The organism is Chromatocurvus halotolerans, assembly GCF_004340525.1.
GTDB lineage: Bacteria > Pseudomonadota > Gammaproteobacteria > Pseudomonadales > Halieaceae > Chromatocurvus > Chromatocurvus halotolerans.
The window spans coordinates 69,209-86,866 of the sequence record NZ_SLWX01000013.1; the positions used below are offsets into that span (position 1 = coordinate 69,209).

Consider the following 17,658-nt stretch of genomic DNA (forward strand, 5'->3'; position numbering starts at 1 on the left):
GCCCGTGAACAACCCCAGCCATGCCCGGCCACCCATCCGGTGCCAGACCCGGAAACGGATCGCCCCATTTCTGCTCACAGTCTTCCTGCTGCCGACAGCGGCGTCCGCCGACCTGCCCGGCGGACTGCTGACCCTGGACGCGGCGGTGCGGCTCGCCCGCGCGGCACAGGAGCCTGCCCTGGCAAGCCATTCCGCCCGCGCCGACGCGCTCGCCCACGCCGCCGTGGCTGACGCACAACTGCCCGATCCCCGCTTCACCTCGGGCCTCGCCAACGTTCCGGTGGACTCCCCTGCGCTGGATGGCGCCGACATGACCCAGATTACCCTCGGTCTGAGCCAGGAGTTCCCCGCCGGGGATACGCTGGCGCTCCGCGGCCAGCAGCGCGATGCGCAGTCCCGGGAACAGCGCGCACTGCGCCAGGCGAGGGAGAGGGATATCATTCTGTCTACCCGCGAGGCCTGGCTGAATGTGTTTTACCACGGCCGCGTCCGGGCCGTTCTGGAAGACAGCATACGCGCCGTGGTCGAGTTGCTGGATTCACTGTCAGCGCGCTTTGCCACAGGGAGTCTGCACGCCCAGGACATGCTGCGTACCGAGCTGGAACTGGACCTTCTGCGGGACCAGCTGACCGCTCATCAGCAACGGGCGGAGAACTTCCGCGCCAGGCTAGGGCGGCGGATCGGCGCCGATGCCTACGCGGCGATGCCGGAGTCCCTGCCGGAATTCACTGACCTGCCAGAGGCCGGCGTCCTGCAGGAGCGGTTGACGAATCATCCGCTGGTGCAGGCGCTGGATGCGCGCATCGACGCCTCACGCTCAGGTGTCGCGCTTGCCGAAGCCAGCTACCGGCCGGCCTTCTCGCTGCAGGCCGGCTACGGTATCCGCACGGAGCTCAGCGACTTTGCCAGCATTGGCGTTGGCGTTTCCATGCCGCTCTTCACGGATAAACGACAGGACCGGCGCCGCCTCGCGGCGCTGCGCAACGAGAGCGCAGAGCAGCTCGACCGACACGCCCTGCTGCTGGACCTGAACGAGCAACTGCAGCGGGAGGCATCGGACTGGGAGCACCTGTCGCGGCGTATGGCCCTTTATCAGCGCGTCGTCGAGGAGCGGGCGCGCCAGACCGCAGAGGCATCCGTTTCCACCTATGCCAGTGGGCAGACAGACTTTGCCGAGCTCATCCGGGCGCAGCTCGCGCAGCTGGACGTGCAGCTGACCCGACTGGAGCTGGCACGGGACCGCGGGATCGCCTGGTCCAGACTCATCTACCTCGCAGGAGAACAGCCATGAGCACGAGAAAGGCCATGAGCACGAGAAAGGCCCTCGTGGCAACAAGCCTCATCGCGCTGCTGTGTGGCATCGCTCTCGGTGCGTGGCTGAGCCCCATGACGATGGATCACGACGCCAGCACCGACGATAGCCAGGCGTCCGGGAATGGCGGCGAGGATGACGTTCTGTACTGGGTGGCCCCCATGGACCCCGGCTACCGGCGGGACAAGCCCGGCAAATCGCCCATGGGCATGGATCTTGTGCCGGTCTACGCCGACAGCAAGAATAGCAGCGACTTCCTGCGCATCAGACCCGAGGTGCTGAATGCCATCGGCGCCAGATCCGCGCCCGTAAAGCGCCAGAGCCTGACGCCGGCATTCACGGCTCCCGCCATCGTGCGTCCAAATGCCGACCGCATCGCCCATATTCACGTGCGCACTGAAGGCTGGGTGGAGAAACTCCACGCCAATGCGGAGGGCAACCGCGTACAGGCGGGCGACCTGCTGTTCGACATCTACTCACCCGCCCTGGTCAGCGCCCAGGAGGAGTATCTCCAGTCTGTGGCCTCTGACCGGGCACCACTGGCCCGCGCCGGCGAAGAGCGACTGCGCGCCCTGGGCATGCTGCCTGCCCAGATTGAGGCACTGCGCGAGGCGGGACGCGTGCAGCCGCTCTACCAGCAGCGCGCGCCGCAGGACGGCGTCATCCTGGAGCTGAATATTCGCCAGGGCATGTATGTACAGCCGGGCACAACCATCATGAGCCTGGCGGACGACAGCAGCGTATGGCTCGAGGCGTCACTGTTTCCCTCCCAGCTGGATCAGGTCAGCGTCGGCGACCGACTCCCGTTCCGCACGCCCGGCAGCAGCGGGGCATCCCCGCGCACGGCCGTCGTGGATTACCTCTATCCGACCATCGATGAGGCAACCCGCACTGCCCGCGTGCGCGCCGCTGTTAACAATGCAGACCGGTCACTGCGACCCGGACAGTTCGTCAGCGCGGATTTCCGCGGACCCGAGCGCGCGGATGTGCTTGCGGTTCCCAACGCGGCGGTCATCCGCAGCCGCGGGTCCGAGCGCGTCATTCTCGACCTCGGTGAGGGTCGCTTCCGGCCCGCGGAAGTGTCGACGGGACTGGTCACTGCAACGCACACGGAAATCACCCGCGGACTCAACGAGGGCGAAAGCGTGGTGATCTCGGCGCAGTTCCTGATCGATTCCGAGGCCAGCCTCGAGCCTGCTCTTGGCCGCATGAGCCACGGCGAACACCAGGCGCAGGAGAGCCCTCACGACCACGGCGGTCACACGGCCCCGGAAGATAACGCAGCCGAGGACGTCCAGCCCGACCATAGTGCCCACGAAGGCCATGGTGCCCAAGAGGACCATAGTGCCCACGAGGACCACAGTTCGCATAAAGAGCCTGCGGCTCCCGCCGAGCCCGATCCCCGTGATGCCACGCCGCCAGCGTCCGATGCGCACACCGACCCTGCGCATCACGACCATGGAGCCCGCCAATGATTGCCACGATCATACGCTGGTCACTGGACAACCGGGTGCTGGTGCTGATGCTCGCGGTGCTGCTCACCATCTGGGGAACGCTCTCGGCCAGGCAAACGCCGCTGGACGCCATTCCTGACCTGTCCGACGTGCAGGTGATCGTCAAGACCCGCTATCCGGGACAGGCTCCACAGGTGGTGGAAGACCAGGTGACCTACCCGCTGGCAACAGCGATGCTATCGGTGCCCGGCGCGACCACGGTCCGCGGCTACTCCTTTTTCAATGACTCCTTTGTGTACGTGCTGTTTGAAGACGGCACCGACCTCTACTGGGCGCGGGCGAGAGTTCTCGGGTACCTGAATCAGGTGGCCGCAGAGCTGCCGGCGGCAGCCCGCCCCACCCTGGGGCCGGATGCCACGGGCGTTGGCTGGGTCTACCAGTACGCCCTGGTCGATCGCAGCGGCGAGCATGACCTCGGGGATCTGCGCGCCCTGCAGGACTGGTTTATCCGCTATGAACTGCAGACGGTGCCCGGGGTCGCCGAGGTGGCGGCGATCGGGGGCATGCAGCGCCAGTACCAGGTCGTTGTCGACCCGATCGCCCTGCACGCGCACGGCCTGACGCTGACCGATCTCCGTCAGGCCATTGAGCGCGGCAACCGCGAGACAGGTGCGCGGGTGCTGGAAATGGCGGAAGCCGAGTACATGCTGCGTGCAACCGGGTACATCACCTCCATCGATGACCTGCGGCAGGTGCCTCTGAAAACCGCCGAGGGGGGCACCCCCGTCACCATCGGCGACCTGGCCACGGTGCGTCTGGGACCGGACCTCAGGCGCGGCATCGGCGAACTGAATGGCGAGGGCGAGGCCGTCGGCGGCATCGTCGTGATGCGGTACGGCGAGAATCCTCTGGCGACCATCCGCGGCGTCAAGGCGCGACTCGCCAGTATCGCCGACAGCCTGCCACCGGGCGTGGAAATCATCGAGACCTACAACAGGGCAGGCGTGATAGAGCGGGCGGTGGCCGCGCTCGGCAGCATTCTGATCGAGGAATTCGTCATCGTCGCGCTGGTATGCGCGCTGTTCCTGTTTCACCTGCGCTCGTCGCTGGTGGTGATCCTGAGTCTTCCGCTGGGCATCCTGATGGCCTTTATCCTCATGCGGCTGCAGGGCATCAACGCCAACATCATGTCACTCGGGGGTATCGCCATCGCCATCGGCGCGATGGTCGACGCCACAGTGGTCATGCTGGAGAACGTGCACAAGCACCTCGAGCGCGCGCCGGAATCCGCGAAAAACCCTGAGCAGCGCTGGCGGATCGTCGGCAATGCCGCGGTGGAGGTCGGCCCGGCCCTGTTCTTCTCGCTGCTGATCATTGCACTGAGCTTTACGCCGATTTTTGCCCTCGAGGCGCAGGAGGGGCGCATGTTCAGTCCGCTGGCCTACACCAAGACCTATGCCATGGCGGCGGCGGCACTGCTTGCCATCACGCTGGTACCCGTACTGATTGGGCTGCTCGCGCGGGGGCGCCTGCGGCCCGCCGCGCGCAACCCGGTGACGCGGTTTCTTGTCCGGCTGTACCGCCCGGTACTGGGCGCCGCGCTGCGCGCACCCGTTCTGACGCTGCTACTCGCGCTGCTGGTCACCGCCAGCGCAGGATTTCCCCTGTCGCAGCTGGGCAGCGAGTTCATGCCGGAACTCGACGAGGGTGACCTGCTGTACATGCCGAGCGCCTTTCCGGCGGCATCCGCGGGCAAGATGGCCGAGCTGCTGGGACAGACCAACCGGCTCATCATGCAGACGCCCGAGGTAGACACCGCGTACGCCAAGGCCGGTCGCGCCGACACCGCGACCGACCCCGCGCCGCTGACCATGATAGAGACCACCATCCGGCTCAAACCCCGGGACGAGTGGCGGCCGGGCGTGACACTTCAGGACATTCGCCGTGAACTGGACGCACGCGTGCAGATACCCAGCCTCACCAACACCTGGCTCATGCCCATCAAGAATCGACTGGACATGCTCGCCACCGGCATCAAGACGCCGGTGGGCATCAAGATCGCGGGCGACGATCTCGAGCAGATCAACCGCATAGCGCAGGATGTGGAGACTGCGCTGCAGGACCTCCCAGGAACCGCATCCGCCTATGCAGAGCGGGTGACCGGGGGTCGCTACATCACTATTGATGTCGACCGCGAGCAAGCCGCCCGCTACGGACTGAATATCGCCGATGTCCACGATGTGATTGCCTCAGGGATCGGCGGCATGCAGGTGGGCCAGGTGATCTCGGGGCGCGAGAGATACAGCATCAATATCCGCTACCCGCGGGACCTGCGCGACAATCTGGCGCAGCTGGCCCGACTCCCGGTCGTCACCCCGGGCGGGGCCTACCTGCCGCTGGAGGAGGTCGCGACCCTGTCTGTCGACAGCGGGCCAGGCGTTATCCGTACGGAAAACGCACGCCTGAATGGCTGGGTGTATGTGGACGTCAACGACGATGACATTGGCGGATACGTGGAGCGTGCGCGGCGCGTGGTGGCGGAGACAGTGGATCTTCCCGCCGGCCACACCCTGCACTGGTCGGGACAGTTCGAACAGCTGCAGCGCGCAACAGAGAGGCTCGCGCTGGTCGTCCCCGCGGTCGTTGCCATTATTGGCCTGCTGCTCTTCGTCATCTTCCAGCGTGTGGTACCGATGCTGATTGTTCTGGGCACCCTGCCCCTGGGTCTCGCAGGAGGCTACTGGCTGCTCTACTTACTCGGGTACAGCCAGTCTATCGCCACTGCCGTGGGCTTCGTGGCGCTGGCCGGGGTAGCGGTTGAAATTGCCATATTGATGGTGCTCTACCTGGAACAGTCGATGCGACGCATGGACGAGGATCCTGCAGCCGAGAGCATAACGCGCGAACAAGTTCGCGGCGCAGTCGTCGAGGGCGCGCTTGAGAGGGTAAGGCCCATCGCCATGACCGTCTCATCCACCGTTGCCGGGCTGACACCTATCATGCTGGGGACGGGAACGGGCGCCGAAGTCACCCGCCGTATTGCGGCTCCCATGATAGGCGGCATGCTCAGCGTCACCGCCCTCACGCTGCTGGTTGTGCCGGTAATCTACTTTCTGTGGCAGGCAAAGGGCTTGCGCAGTGACCGGGCCGGGTAAGTCGATATCAGGCGTGCTGATGTCTGGGCATGCCCTTTTCGATACGCTCGATCAGCTCGGGGTCATTGTAGACATCCTCAACGGCGCGCCAGACATCGTCACGTCCGTCATAGCACTGGATGTCGCCCTTGCCGATATCATAGACCCAGCCATGCAGCTGCGCCTTGCCGGTGGCGACCGCCGCTGCCACGGACGGGTGTGTCATCAGGTGCCGCAGCTGCAGCACGACGTTCTCCTGGGTCAACTCAGCAAGATGCTCGGGCTTCAGGCCATCATGCCGGGCTTGCACGGCTGCGACCGCTGCCTGGGTGTGGGCCAGCCAGTCGCTCACATGAGGCAATGACTTGAGGCTTTCGGGGTTCATCGCACCCTTGACGGCACCGCAGTCGGTGTGACCACAGACGACGATATGCTTCACACCGAGTGCCGCCACGGCAAACTCGATGGATGCCGTCGTGCCTCCGGCGTTGCGCTCGTGCGGCGGCACAATGTTCCCGGCGTTACGGCAGATGAACAGTTCGCCCGGGACCGTCTGTGTGATCAGGTTCGGATCTATGCGTGAATCGGCGCAGGTGATAAAGAGAATTCGCGGATCCTGTCCCACTGCCAGCTCCAAGAACAGCGCTTTCTTTTCAGGAAAGACCTCTTGCTTGAATTTGCACACGCCTTCGAGAAGTTTCTTCATTGTCACTCCATTGCTGTGATGTTGATCGAAACCCCCCTCCCAACGTGAGTATAACCTCCGTCAGTCGACACACCAATGTCCACTCCTGGCCCACTTCGAACTTGCCGCGTGGCGCACCAACCCCGCAATTCGTGACCGGGTCGTCAAACCCCCCATGGTCAACTGTTCCCTGAGGTAACACTGGGATACTCTCGCCGTCACTGTTACCTAGCGCAGACGACGACACCTTAAACATGCCAGAGCCGTGCGACCATCATCACACGCCGCCCCGGTGGCCTTTCTGTCTGACAGGCGCTGTCCGCTGCTGCGCCATGCTCTGCGCGCTCCTGTGGACCGCGCCATCGCTCGCCCTGCGCGGCGACCTGCTGCCAACCCAGCACCTGACAGACCGCTTTGCCCGGGCCAGCGGCCTGCCCTCTGAAGCCGTTTGGCTGGCGCGCCAGGGCCCCAGCGGCTACCTGTGGCTGGGCACCACGAATGGATTGGTGCGATTCGACGGCATCAGCTTCAAGACCTTCAACACGCAGACGGAGAGGGCCTTTCGCTCCAACGACATCCGCGTGCTCACCTGGGCAGACAACGGTACGCTCTGGCTCGGCACCTACGGCGGTGGCGCCCTGTTCCGGACACCGCAGGGATGGCAGGCACTCGGCGTCAACGAGGGACTTGCCAGCGACACGGTCTACGACATTCACATAGACGAGGATGACAGCGTGTGGTTCGCCACCGGCGGAGGCGTCAGCCGCTACCGCGATGGGCACATCGACAGCTGGACGGTGGACGATGGACTGGCGGACCAGAGAGTCTTCAAGATCGCGCCCGGCGAGGACGGCAGCCTCTGGTTCAGCACACTGACCAATGGACTCAGCCGATTTGACGGTAGCGCCTTTACCAGTTTCTCCGGCGAACCGTGGCTGGAGGCGCCGCAGGTACACCTGCTGTCCCGGGATCCGGCACTGGGGCTGCTTGCGGGCACCATCACCGGTGCCATCTACCGTCTCGACAGTGGCCAGCCGGTGCCTCTGCAGCCATCGCCGCTCCAGCAGGCACTGCCCTTCGAGGAGGCGCTGAGAGATCGAGATGGCAACCTGTGGCTCGGCACCTACGGCAAGGGACTGTGGCGACTGTCAAAGGATGGCGAATGGCTTGAATTCCCGCTGGATGAGGGCAGCTCGGGCTATGTCTTTGATCTGTTCGAGGACGGGGAGGGCAATATCTGGGCATCAACCATGGCCGGCCTCTACCGTCTGCGCGATAGCGGCTTCCTGCCTTTTGGACGCCCGGAGGGCATGGCAGACTCTACCTTTGTGGTCACCGGCACACCGACGGGCATTGTTTACGCAGGTACCGAGACCGGCGGACTGTACCGGATTGACAACGATGAAATCACGGCGATAGACGAATCCGACGGCCTGGCGTCGCAAAGCGTGTCGTCTCTTCTTGTCGCCGACGATGAGACGCTTTGGGTGGGCACCTTCGGCGGCGGTATTTCACGCTTTGCCAAAGACGGCGTCAGTCAACTGGGGATGCAGCAGGGGCTGAACAGCGATCACATCATCGCCCTCGAACAGGATAGCGACGGCAATATCTGGATCGCCACCGCCCGGGGACTGTACCGACTGCAAGATGAGGAGCTCGAGCGCATTCCTCTCGGCGAGGAGACCACCGACAACATGGTCCGGCATATCATGCAGGACAGCCGGGGCCGGCTGTGGTTTTCGACCAACAACGGGTTACTGCGACGGGAGGGAGACAGCTCCCGCTGGTACCGGGAGGCCGATGGACTGGCCAGCAATCTGATCAGCGGCACCTACGAGGACGCCGACGGCGTGATCTGGATCGCCAGCCGCGAGGGCGGACTTGCGCAGCTCGACAATGGCCGGATTTTTCAGTTCACGCTGGAGCAGGGCGTGCCCCAGCTTTCCGCGCTGGCCATTCTCGAGGACAGCGCCCAGCGGCTTTGGCTGAGTGGATCGGGCGGACTCGCGCGCATTGCAAGAAGCGCACTCAATGCCGTTGCCAGCGGTGAAGCGAAGCGGTTTTCGGCACAGCTGTTCGACGAGGCCGACGGTCTGCGATCCGCACAGTTCATGGGCGGCTTCCAGCCGGCCGCATTCAAGGCGGGCAACGGCCACCTGTGGTTCCCCACCAATCGAGGGCTGGTGTCCATCGACCCGACAACGCCCTCGCGGCAGCCGCCACCCTTGCGCCCCATCATCGAGGCCATCCGCATCGACGGCGCAGCCGTGCCGCTGACCGACACCGTGGAATTGCCGGCCGATACGCGAACGCTGGAAATTGATTACACCGCGCCCTATCTCGGCAATGCCGCTGCCATTGTCTTCCGTTATCAGCTTGAGGGCGCCGATTCCTCCTGGCAGGCGGCAGGTACACGCCGCACCGCGTACTTCACCTCCGTACCCCCAGGAGAGAGCGTGTTTAGCGTTGAAGCATCACGGGAAGGAGGCCGCGAAGGATTCACTGCGTCGGAAGCGGCGCGCCTGTCTCTGAACCGCAACCTTTTGTGGTACCAGACCGGATGGGCCTTGGTGCTTTTCTGTATCGCCATCGTCGGACTTCTCTTCGGCATTTACCGGTTTACGGCACACAAGACCCGGCAGCGCGAGCGCCAGCTGGAGACCCTGGTCAACCAGCGCACGGAAGAACTGCAGGCCGCACTGTCAACGGTTGAACAGCTGTCCCGTACCGACGGACTTACCGGCGTTGCCAACCGACGGTATTTCGAAGAGCGGCTTGAGGGCGCCTGGACGCAGGCACTGCGTTCGGGCGAAAGCCTGGGCATCATCATGCTGGATATCGATCGGTTCAAGCAGTACAACGATGCCGCCGGGCATCAGGCTGGCGACGACTGCCTGAAAAAAATCGCCGCCGCCCTGCAGCATGGCACCCTGCGGGACGGGGACATGGTGGCCCGTTATGGCGGGGAGGAGTTCATTATTCTGCTTCACGGCGCCGGCCATGAGGCCGCGACGCAAATCGCCCTGCGCATCATGGAGCGCGTACGCGCGCTCAAGTTGCGCCATCCGGATAGCGACATATCACCCTATGTCTCGGTAAGCCTGGGCTGCGCCACTGCCACAACTGACGCGCTGTCAGGCGCGGCTGAACTGATGGAGCGCGCCGACCAGGCTCTGTACCGGGCCAAGAATGCCGGCCGTGACCAGATCAGGATTTACGAGGGGCGAACTCCCGCATGACGTGATCGACCCTCTCGGCAGGATCGCGGAATCGGCGGTCGTCGAGGGATTCGATATGCCGCAGCCTCGGAACCAGCCCCAGGCCATTGGCAATCTGTATGGTCAATCCTGGACGCGCGTTCAATTCGAGCAGCTGTGGGCCGCGGGTACGGTCGAGCACAATGTCAGTGCCAATGTAGCCCAGGCCGGTCATTTCGTAACATCTTGCCGACAGGAGCAACAGGTCGCGCCAGTTGTCGATGCGAATCGAGTTGAGCGGCTTTCCGGTATCGGGGTGCAGAAGCACCTCGCGATTGAATTGCACGGCCTTGAGGCAGCGGCCTGCATCCATTGCCAGCCCCACACCAATGGCGCCCTGATGCAGATTGGCCTTGCCGTCAGAAGCGTGCGTCGCCAGCCTCAGCATCGCCATCACCGGAAACCCCTTGAAAACGATCACACGGATGTCCGGCACACCTTCATGGGAGTATCCGGCGAAAACCGGGTCAAACTCGATCAGGTCTTCAATGATGGCGACGTCCGGGGTACCCCCGAGGGAGTAGAGTCCCGCCAGGGTGTCCGACAAATGCCTGCGGATAGCGTCAATACCAATTCGCGCGCCGGAGCTCTTGATGTACGCATCCCCATCACGCCCTGTAATCACCCAGATACCCTTGCCGCCGGACCCCTTCGACGGCTTGATGGCGAACCCGGACAGTGAATCCAGTTTTGCACCCACGCTGCGGATTTCGTGCTGCTGCGTTACCGTCATACGGAGTGCCGGCGTCGCTATACCGTGATCCTGCGTCAGCAGCTTGGTCTTGAGCTTGTCGTCTACGAGGGGAAACAGACGCCGTTCGTTGTAGCGTCCGATGAAGTCGACGTTGCGGCTGTTCATGCCAAGCATGCCGAAACGGCGCAACTGCGGCACGCTGACCCAGCGTTTCAATCGATATCTTCCTGTATTGCCCGAAAACGTCGCAGTTCGGAAAGCTTGAAACCCGTGTATTGCCCCATGGCAAGAATGGCGGCCAGCAGCACCAGGTTCAGCTCAGGAAAATTGTAGGTCAGGTGCGACACCAGGGGCACGCGCATCAGCAGGTAGGCGATGATCGCGACAATCAGGCTGCCGCCGCCCTGTACCAGGACTTCCTTCGCCCCTTCCTCCTCCCACAGGATCGACATGCGCTCGATAGTCCACGCAATAATGATCATGGGAAAGAACGTGATGGTCATGCCAGTGCTGTAGCCCAACTGGTAACCGATGATGCTCAGCGCTGAAATAATGAAAATAACGAGAATAATAAGCGTGGCAATCCTCGACACCAGCAACAGGCTCAGGCGACTCAGATAGCTGCGCATCACCAGGCCGATAAGAACAACAGAGACAAAGCTCAACAGGCCAGGCACCAGCGATGTCTGCAGAAAGGCCAGCGCGATGAGCACAGGCATGAAGGTCCCCGCCGTCTGCACCCCGACCAGCACACGCATGAAAACAACGACCGTGGCACCGATGGGAAGAAGCAGCAGCATCTTGAACATGCTCTGCTCCTCAATGGGCAGGCTCTGCACGCCAACGCGGTAGAATATGCTGTCAGTGCGACTGCTTCGGGCCAGCGTTGTCGCCGGTACCGACTGGCGGATCATGGAAAAGCTCACGCGTGACTGGCGACCGCCAACGACGTCCAGCAGCGAGCGCCCCTGACGGTGCCACAGCAAGGTATTCCTGGGGACTCCCACTTCGCCGGTAGCGGCATCGACGAGCAACCACTCGCCCTCTTCGTAGATCTCCACCATACGCTGCAGCGGCTGTCGACGCCTGGCATCTTCCAGCTGCAGCGCAAAGACGCGGCGCGCAGGCACACCCGCATCATTGAGAAGTCTGGCAAGCAGATCCGCAGAGGATTCCGCCTGCGCCAGCAGCAGAGCGGCGTTCTGATCACCGTCCACCAAAGCCATCAGCTTCACCAGCTCTCGTGCGAGACTGCGCGGCGTGCTGGAAGTCTGCCTGGCGCGGTCCAGCAACTCTGCCGCCACACTGCGCTGAAGCTCGCTCCAGTACACCTGCTCCGCTACCGGCTCCCGGTCGATCTCTATGGTTTCGGGCCGCTCCCGGGGCGTGAACTGGGCGATGTAATAGAGAGACTGCGTCCCTTCCGCATCTCGCCGCGTCCATTCAATTCGACGGTCGCCATCATCATTGACAATCGCAAAGCCATAGCCTGGCGATGCAGATCGCTCATCGCCGATATCGAAATGCTGAAGGTTTTCCGGGATGGACAGACTCGCAGTAACCGGCTCTCCGCTGGCCACAAAATCGACGCGCGCCTCGACCAGCCACACGGAGCGCTCCACGCCGGGGGTCCAGGGCGCCCCGGTTTCCAGGTGGCGCAGCACCGCAATCACAAGACCCACGACAGCGATCGCAATCACCGCCAGCGTGAAAGGGAGTTTACGATTCATCGACAGTTTCTTTCCCGTCGCCCTCAGGCAGCCGGGGCGGGGCGATATTGCTTTGCCCCACATCCACGATCATCAGGTCACGCAGCACGTTGCGTCCCACAAGCACCTGAAAATCCAGATGACTGCGGTTACTCAGCGTGAATTCCGCCGCCTGGCGGATATTGCCCATGACAATGCCCAGTTCAATTACCGCGCGCCGCTCGGGCGTATCCGTACTGGACTGCAGGATACGCACATAGCGGGAAACCTCTTGCTCCATGGCGACGGCCTCGCCGTCGTCCGGATGCACGATATCGAAACGCACCCAGGGCTTGCCGTTACGCTCAAACTCTTCGATATTCCTGGCATCCAGTGACGCCGTCTCCGCGCCTGTGTCGATGCGTGCCGGAAGCGTCATTTGCAGCGGCTCTATCCAGACCTGCTCCCGCCGTCCCACAAGCAGCTTGCTCGGTAACTCGGCAATCTGTGGTTCGCAGGCCTGCGCCGGCGTCTCCACCGCTGCAGAGCGGTCCTGTTCGTTGAATCGGGATTCAACCCGGCGAACAGCATCCTGCACGTCAGCAAGCGTTGCATTCTGGGCTGCCAGCTGCACGCCGAATTCATCCCGAGAGGCAATCAAGGCCGTGAGTCGCGCCTCGCAGACTGCATGGCTGTCACGAAGATTTACCAGCGCCTCAGGCTCTGCAGATTCAGCATCGGATTCAGAGCCGGTCAACGTTCCGGGCAGCGCCTGGCAAGCAGAAAAACACACGGCAAGCAGCGCCTGTGGCACGCACCGCCATCTGCGCCAATGGCCATCGCGGCAAATCAATCCCGAGAAGTGTCTCCTGCCTGACCTGTTTCAATCTGACATCCTGCCCGATAGCCTCTCGAAAATCATCGCCACCGGGTAATCTTACCGGTAATGCACAGCAGAACGGGGCACAAGCGGGAGTTTTCACAGACCGATCCGGGCAAGTCCACGCAGATGCCGTTACGGAATTTTGACGGAGCGGCAAAAACACGCACGCCCCGGGCCAGAGCGGCGACAATTTGCCGACCTTCACTGCCGCGCTTTCCGGAATCGGCGATAACCCTGCCTGCCATCGTCAGCTTTCCCCGCCTTCTCCGTCAGAAATATGTGGCATGGTTTTTGCTATATTTTCTTAGAACATCGATTTGCGGACGGAATGCCGAATGAACAACGTACCGACACTGAAAATTGACACACATCGTCTGATCCGCCCGAAACGCGACGCCACCCCTGACGAGAAAGCCCGCAATGCCCAGCACATCAGCAGCGCTGAACGTCTGCTGAACCTGCACGAGAGGCTTCTGGGCAGCTCCGAGGAAAAGACACTGACCGAGCGCTTCCGTCTGTGGGCACGGGAACATGACCTGGCCGAAGAGATCGTGTATTCCCACGGCGGGACGGCAGGCAGAACGCCGGGGGAGTCAGGACGGCACCGGGGTCAGAAGCTGGACTTTGCACTGAAGCCCGGCAGTGCACACCTCGGCATGCTGGCCGTTATCTGCCGTGAGCGCCCGGATGACGATGGCATCGTATTCCTGTCGAGGGCGGTCAAGTGTTTCAGCCACTATCTTGAAATGGCGCTCAGTGTGCAGTCCTATCGGGAGCTGGCCATGCATGACGGGCTCACCGGACTGCTCAACCGCAAGTCACTCGACGCACGCCTGGCGGAGGAAATCAGCAGAGCAAGGCGGCACGGCGCGGCCTTGTCGATGATGCTCATTGATGTCGACCACTTCAAGAAGCTGAACGATGAACTGGGCCACCTCAGTGGTGACCACACATTGCGGCTGCTGGCAGACATTTTCACCGCTGTCACCCGGGAGTCGGATCTCGCGTTTCGTTTCGGCGGCGATGAGTTTGCGATCCTGCTACCCTTTACCGATCTGCAGTCGGCGCGCTGCACTGCTGAAAGGATTCGGGCCAGGCTCTCGTCCATGCCCGCCGAGGCGTTCTGCGTCACAGGGAACCTGCCCGTGCTGAGGCCGGGTATCAGCATCGGCATCGCGCAGTACCGGCAGGGCGATGCGGAAACGGACCTCTTGCGACGGGCCGATACGCATCTCTATCAGGCCAAGGCCCGGGGCAGAGGCAGGGTTTGCACACAGCTGTGACGGTGCCGCCTCAGCCCGCCCTGGAACGCGGATAGACCAGGCGGCACAAACGCCGCATTTGCAGAGACCCCGGGCCCCATTCACGGCAATCCGGGAGAGTCACGCCAGCGTAACTCTCCTGCGCACATACCCGGAGCTTTCATGCGACATCTTTACTGGTTCCAGAATGACCTGCGACTGCATGACAATCCCGCGTTACTGGAACACCTGCAGGCCAGCCAGCTGCTGCTGGTCTTTCTTTGGCCGCGCAACCGGCCGTGGTGCAACCAGCACGGCATAGGCGCACAGCGCGAGCGCTTTCTCACCGAGAGCCTGATCTCGCTACGGGAGGACCTGGCGCGGCTGGGGCAGGATCTTCTGGTGCTTCACGGCTCGCCCGAGCTGGTTATCCCGGATCTTGTCAGGCGCTTCGGTATTGAGCGTGTCGGCACGGCGCGCACCCCCGGCTGGTACGAAGCCGCGGCGGTACGCACCCTGCGTGACAAGCTGGACATCCCGGTACAGGTTCATCGCGGCAACACCCTGTTCGCCGAAACGGCGCTGCCGTTCCCGCTGACACAGATGCCAGGGCAATTCACGCCCTTCCGACGCGCGGTCGAGGACCTGCCATTCACAGCGCCGACACCCGCCCCCGGCAAACTACCCCCTCCCCCGGCGGCGGATTTCCACGCCATACCCGTAGCGGCGGCACGGCCGAGTGCCGCACTGCCGATCCGCGGTGGTGCGGCGGCGGGTGCCCGGCGTCTGCAGCAGTTTGTCCACGATGAGCAGGGCATCCTGTCCTACAAGGAAACGCGCAACGGCCTCGATCCGCTCGACGGCTCGAGCACGCTGTCACCCTGGCTGGCGACGGGTTGCCTGTCGCCACGACAGGTAGCGCAGGAGGTGGCGGATTTCGAGGCGGCGGTGACGTCCAATGCGTCGACCTACTGGCTGTACTTCGAACTCCTCTGGCGCGAGTTTTTCCACTGGCGGGCGTTAACGGATGATGCCCGCCACCTGTTTCGCGCCAGCGGTGCCGGCAAGCGACTGATGCGCTGCACCTTTGAGCCACGCAACTTTGCGCGCTGGTGCCAGGGCGACACCAACTTCCCGCTGGTCAATGCCTTCATGCATCAGCTGGTGGACACGGGCTGGATGAGCAATCGCGGCAGGCAGATCGTCGCCAGCTGCCTGGTCCACGAGTACGGCATCGACTGGCGCTACGGGGCCGCCTTCTTCGAACATCATCTGCTGGATTTCGACGTCGCCAGCAACTACGGCAACTGGCAATACCTTGCCGGTGTCGGCGCCGACCCGCGTGGTGGCCGCCGCTTCAATCAGGACAAGCAGCGGACCGACCATGACAGCGACGGACGTTTCGTGGCGAAGTGGGACGGCGACAGACCGCACCAGCCCACTTATGTTACCGACGCCGCCGACTGGCCGATCTGAGCACGCGATGCCGGACAGGGGCAAAAGCGTGCGGGGACGGGGACGACCGCCGAAGCCGGAGAAAACCTGCCCGGTGTGCGACCGGCCTTTCACCTGGCGCGCCCGCTGGCGGCGGAACTGGGATGACATTGTCTACTGCTCCCGACGCTGCGCCAGCCAGCGCCGCAGCCTCCCGCGCGACGGCATCGAACGGCACTGACGCGGTCTAGCCGATGTCCTGAAGCGTCTGTTCGGCCCAGGCAATAATCGCCTCGCGATCCTCCGCCTTGCGCTTGCGCCAGCCGCCGGTAATCAGCCCCATGCGGCTGTTGCGCGTCAGTTCCTCGGCGTGACGGTCAACGAAATGCCAGTACAGTGCGTTGTAGGGACAGGCGCCCTCGCCCGTGGTTTTCGCCGGATCATAACGACAGCTGGCGCAGTGGTTGCCCTGGCGCTGGATATACTTGCCGCTCGCCGCGTAGGGCTTGCTCGCCATGATGCCGCCGTCGCCGTAAAGCGCCATGCCCAGCGTATTGGGCAACTCCACCCATTCGAACGCGTCAACATACACCGCCAGATACCAGTCGCAGACGCCACGCACGTCGAGCCCTGCCAGCAGCGCAAAGTTGCCGATGACCATCAGGCGCTGGATATGATGCGCATAGCCGTGGTCAAGGGACTGCTGCAGCGCCCGCGAAAGACAGCGCATGTCGGTGTTGCCACTCCAGAACCAGTCGGGCAGCGGCCGCTCGGCCTCGAAGGTATTGAGGTCGCGATAGCCCGGCATATGCAGCCAGTAGATACCACGCACGTACTCGCGCCAGCCGAGCACCTGTCGGATGAAACCCTCGGCGTCAGAAAGCTTGCACTGACCTGCGCGCCAGCGGGCCTCGATCTCGCGACACACGTCGAGCGGCTCCAGCAGGCCGATATTGAGATACATCGAAATGAGACCGTGGTAAAGCCAGAGCGACTCCTCTGCCAGTGCGTCCTGGAAAGTGCCGAACTGACCCAACGCGTTGTCGCAGAACCAGCGAAACTCTGCCTGCGCGCCGCCTGCGGTAACAGCGAGACGAAAATCCGCAAGCTCGCCCGGATTATCGGGAAAGCACGCAGAGACTTCCGCAATGACTTCCCGGGTCACGGCGTCCGGTGTGTTCGACGGCCGGTCAGGGACCTCCGCCTGGTTACGCCAGCCGCTGCGGTTGTCGGCATCGTAGTTCCACTGACCGCCCTCGGGCTTGCCGTCGTTATCCATGAGCAGGTTGTAGCGCTTGCGCATCTCGCGATAAAAGTACTCCATGCGCAGCTGTTTACGGCCTTCGGCCCAGCGCTCGAAATCGCGGTGCGAGGCGAGAAAGCGGCTGTCATCGTGTACTGTCACGGGTCGACCAAGCGACTCCTGCCAGCCGCGCATGGCATCGCGCAATCGGTATTCGCCGGGTTCACAGCAGTGCACCCCCGCAAGCACCGGCACCGCCTCGAGCGTATTTGCCAGCGCAGTGAGTAAAGAGTCAACGCCCATGTCCAGTGTGACGTAGACCACCTCGAACCCGGCATCGCGCAGAGTATCGGCGAAATGCCGCATGGCGGCGAAGATCAGCACAATCTTGTGGCGGTTGTGCCGCACGTAGCTGGCTTCCTCGGCCACTTCAGCGAGCAAGACGGTATCAATGCCTGGCCGCGCGGCGACCAGCGCCGGATTTTTCAGCGACAGCTGGTCGCCGAGTACAAGAATCAACCGCGGGTCGGACACTGCCTGGCCCACTGATATGTTGTGACCTGTCAATCGCATTCTTCCAACTTTCATGTGCTATTTTTCATGTTTTCTGCCTTTTGCAGTAAGCCCTTGGAA

At 63.1% G+C, this 17,658-nt stretch carries 12 protein-coding genes; 7 read left to right on the top strand and 5 right to left on the bottom strand.

All coding sequences use genetic code 11. The features are described from left to right. The first annotated feature begins 4 nt into the window (after positions 1 to 4). The 3 genes from EV688_RS13410 to EV688_RS13420 are packed head-to-tail and all read left to right on the top strand — an operon-like array spanning position 5 to position 5,921. Entirely contained in the window at positions 5 to 1,291 is a 1,287-nt protein-coding gene (locus tag EV688_RS13410; RefSeq protein ID WP_131917663.1) for a TolC family protein, read from the top strand. Then, positions 1,288 to 2,787, top strand: a complete 1,500-nt coding sequence (locus EV688_RS13415; RefSeq protein ID WP_117318962.1) for an efflux RND transporter periplasmic adaptor subunit — start codon at positions 1,288 to 1,290, stop codon at positions 2,785 to 2,787. The genes EV688_RS13410 and EV688_RS13415 overlap by 4 nt, the downstream gene beginning before the upstream one ends. Next, positions 2,784 to 5,921 (top strand): efflux RND transporter permease subunit, encoded by a 3,138-nt coding sequence (locus EV688_RS13420; protein WP_117318961.1) that lies wholly within the window; start codon positions 2,784 to 2,786, stop codon positions 5,919 to 5,921. The genes EV688_RS13415 and EV688_RS13420 overlap by 4 nt, the downstream gene beginning before the upstream one ends. 7 nt (positions 5,922 to 5,928) lie before the next feature. Here the strand turns inward: EV688_RS13420 and EV688_RS13425 are convergent, their stop codons facing one another. Next, positions 5,929 to 6,606, bottom strand: a complete 678-nt coding sequence (locus EV688_RS13425) for a carbonic anhydrase (RefSeq protein WP_117318960.1) — start codon at positions 6,604 to 6,606, stop codon at positions 5,929 to 5,931. A 311-nt stretch (positions 6,607 to 6,917) separates the two neighbouring features. On the opposite strand from EV688_RS13425, the gene EV688_RS13430 reads away from it, so the two are divergent. Next, positions 6,918 to 9,824: a ligand-binding sensor domain-containing diguanylate cyclase gene (locus tag EV688_RS13430; protein WP_162883953.1), complete on the top strand. Its 2,907-nt coding sequence runs from the start codon at positions 6,918 to 6,920 to the stop codon at positions 9,822 to 9,824. Here the strand turns inward: EV688_RS13430 and EV688_RS13435 are convergent. From EV688_RS13435 to EV688_RS13445, 3 genes are read right to left on the bottom strand one after another with little or no spacing between them, the layout of a single operon-like run. Then, the gene (locus EV688_RS13435) at positions 9,793 to 10,710 is read right to left on the bottom strand and encodes an alpha-L-glutamate ligase-like protein (RefSeq protein WP_205686698.1); all 918 of its coding nucleotides are present in this window, start codon (positions 10,708 to 10,710) and stop codon (positions 9,793 to 9,795) included. The genes EV688_RS13430 and EV688_RS13435 overlap by 32 nt on opposite strands. Positions 10,711 to 10,748: 38 nt before the next feature. After that, the gene (locus EV688_RS13440; RefSeq protein ID WP_205686686.1) at positions 10,749 to 12,266 is read right to left on the bottom strand and encodes an inactive transglutaminase family protein; all 1,518 of its coding nucleotides are present in this window, start codon (positions 12,264 to 12,266) and stop codon (positions 10,749 to 10,751) included. Then, positions 12,256 to 13,038, bottom strand: a complete 783-nt coding sequence (locus tag EV688_RS13445; protein ID WP_117318957.1) for an ATP-dependent zinc protease family protein — start codon at positions 13,036 to 13,038, stop codon at positions 12,256 to 12,258. The genes EV688_RS13440 and EV688_RS13445 overlap by 11 nt, the downstream gene beginning before the upstream one ends. A gap of 404 nt (positions 13,039 to 13,442) precedes the next feature. Here EV688_RS13445 and EV688_RS13450 point away from each other — a divergent pair, with 404 nt between their 5' ends. The 3 genes from EV688_RS13450 to EV688_RS13460 all read left to right on the top strand — a co-directional run bounded on the left by EV688_RS13450 (position 13,443) and on the right by EV688_RS13460 (position 16,023). Further along, positions 13,443 to 14,390: a GGDEF domain-containing protein gene (locus EV688_RS13450; protein ID WP_117318956.1), complete on the top strand. Its 948-nt coding sequence runs from the start codon at positions 13,443 to 13,445 to the stop codon at positions 14,388 to 14,390. A 141-nt stretch (positions 14,391 to 14,531) separates the two neighbouring features. Beyond that, positions 14,532 to 15,824 (top strand): DASH family cryptochrome, encoded by a 1,293-nt coding sequence (locus tag EV688_RS13455; RefSeq protein ID WP_117318955.1) that lies wholly within the window; start codon positions 14,532 to 14,534, stop codon positions 15,822 to 15,824. A gap of 7 nt (positions 15,825 to 15,831) precedes the next feature. After that, positions 15,832 to 16,023, top strand: a complete 192-nt coding sequence (locus tag EV688_RS13460) for a DUF2256 domain-containing protein (protein ID WP_117318954.1) — start codon at positions 15,832 to 15,834, stop codon at positions 16,021 to 16,023. A 6-nt stretch (positions 16,024 to 16,029) separates the two neighbouring features. On the opposite strand, the gene EV688_RS13465 is transcribed toward EV688_RS13460, so the two are convergent. After that, the gene (locus tag EV688_RS13465; protein WP_162883952.1) at positions 16,030 to 17,598 is read right to left on the bottom strand and encodes a cryptochrome/photolyase family protein; all 1,569 of its coding nucleotides are present in this window, start codon (positions 17,596 to 17,598) and stop codon (positions 16,030 to 16,032) included. Positions 17,599 to 17,658 lie beyond the last annotated feature (60 nt).

Bases quoted from the DNA above. Each gene is read 5' to 3' on its own strand.
- EV688_RS13415 (WP_117318962.1), top strand. From the start codon at position 1,288: ATGAGCACGAGAAAGGCCATGAGCACGAGAAAGGCCCTCGTGGCAACA.
- EV688_RS13420 (WP_117318961.1), top strand. From the start codon at position 2,784: ATGATTGCCACGATCATACGCTGGTCACTGGACAACCGGGTGCTGGTG.
- EV688_RS13425 (WP_117318960.1), bottom strand. From the start codon at position 6,606: ATGAAGAAACTTCTCGAAGGCGTGTGCAAATTCAAGCAAGAGGTCTTT.
- EV688_RS13430 (WP_162883953.1), top strand. From the start codon at position 6,918: ATGCTCTGCGCGCTCCTGTGGACCGCGCCATCGCTCGCCCTGCGCGGC.
- EV688_RS13435 (WP_205686698.1), bottom strand. From the start codon at position 10,710: ATGCTTGGCATGAACAGCCGCAACGTCGACTTCATCGGACGCTACAAC.
- EV688_RS13440 (WP_205686686.1), bottom strand. From the start codon at position 12,266: ATGAATCGTAAACTCCCTTTCACGCTGGCGGTGATTGCGATCGCTGTC.
- EV688_RS13450 (WP_117318956.1), top strand. From the start codon at position 13,443: ATGAACAACGTACCGACACTGAAAATTGACACACATCGTCTGATCCGC.
- EV688_RS13455 (WP_117318955.1), top strand. From the start codon at position 14,532: ATGCGACATCTTTACTGGTTCCAGAATGACCTGCGACTGCATGACAAT.
- EV688_RS13460 (WP_117318954.1), top strand. From the start codon at position 15,832: ATGCCGGACAGGGGCAAAAGCGTGCGGGGACGGGGACGACCGCCGAAG.
- EV688_RS13465 (WP_162883952.1), bottom strand. From the start codon at position 17,598: ATGCGATTGACAGGTCACAACATATCAGTGGGCCAGGCAGTGTCCGAC.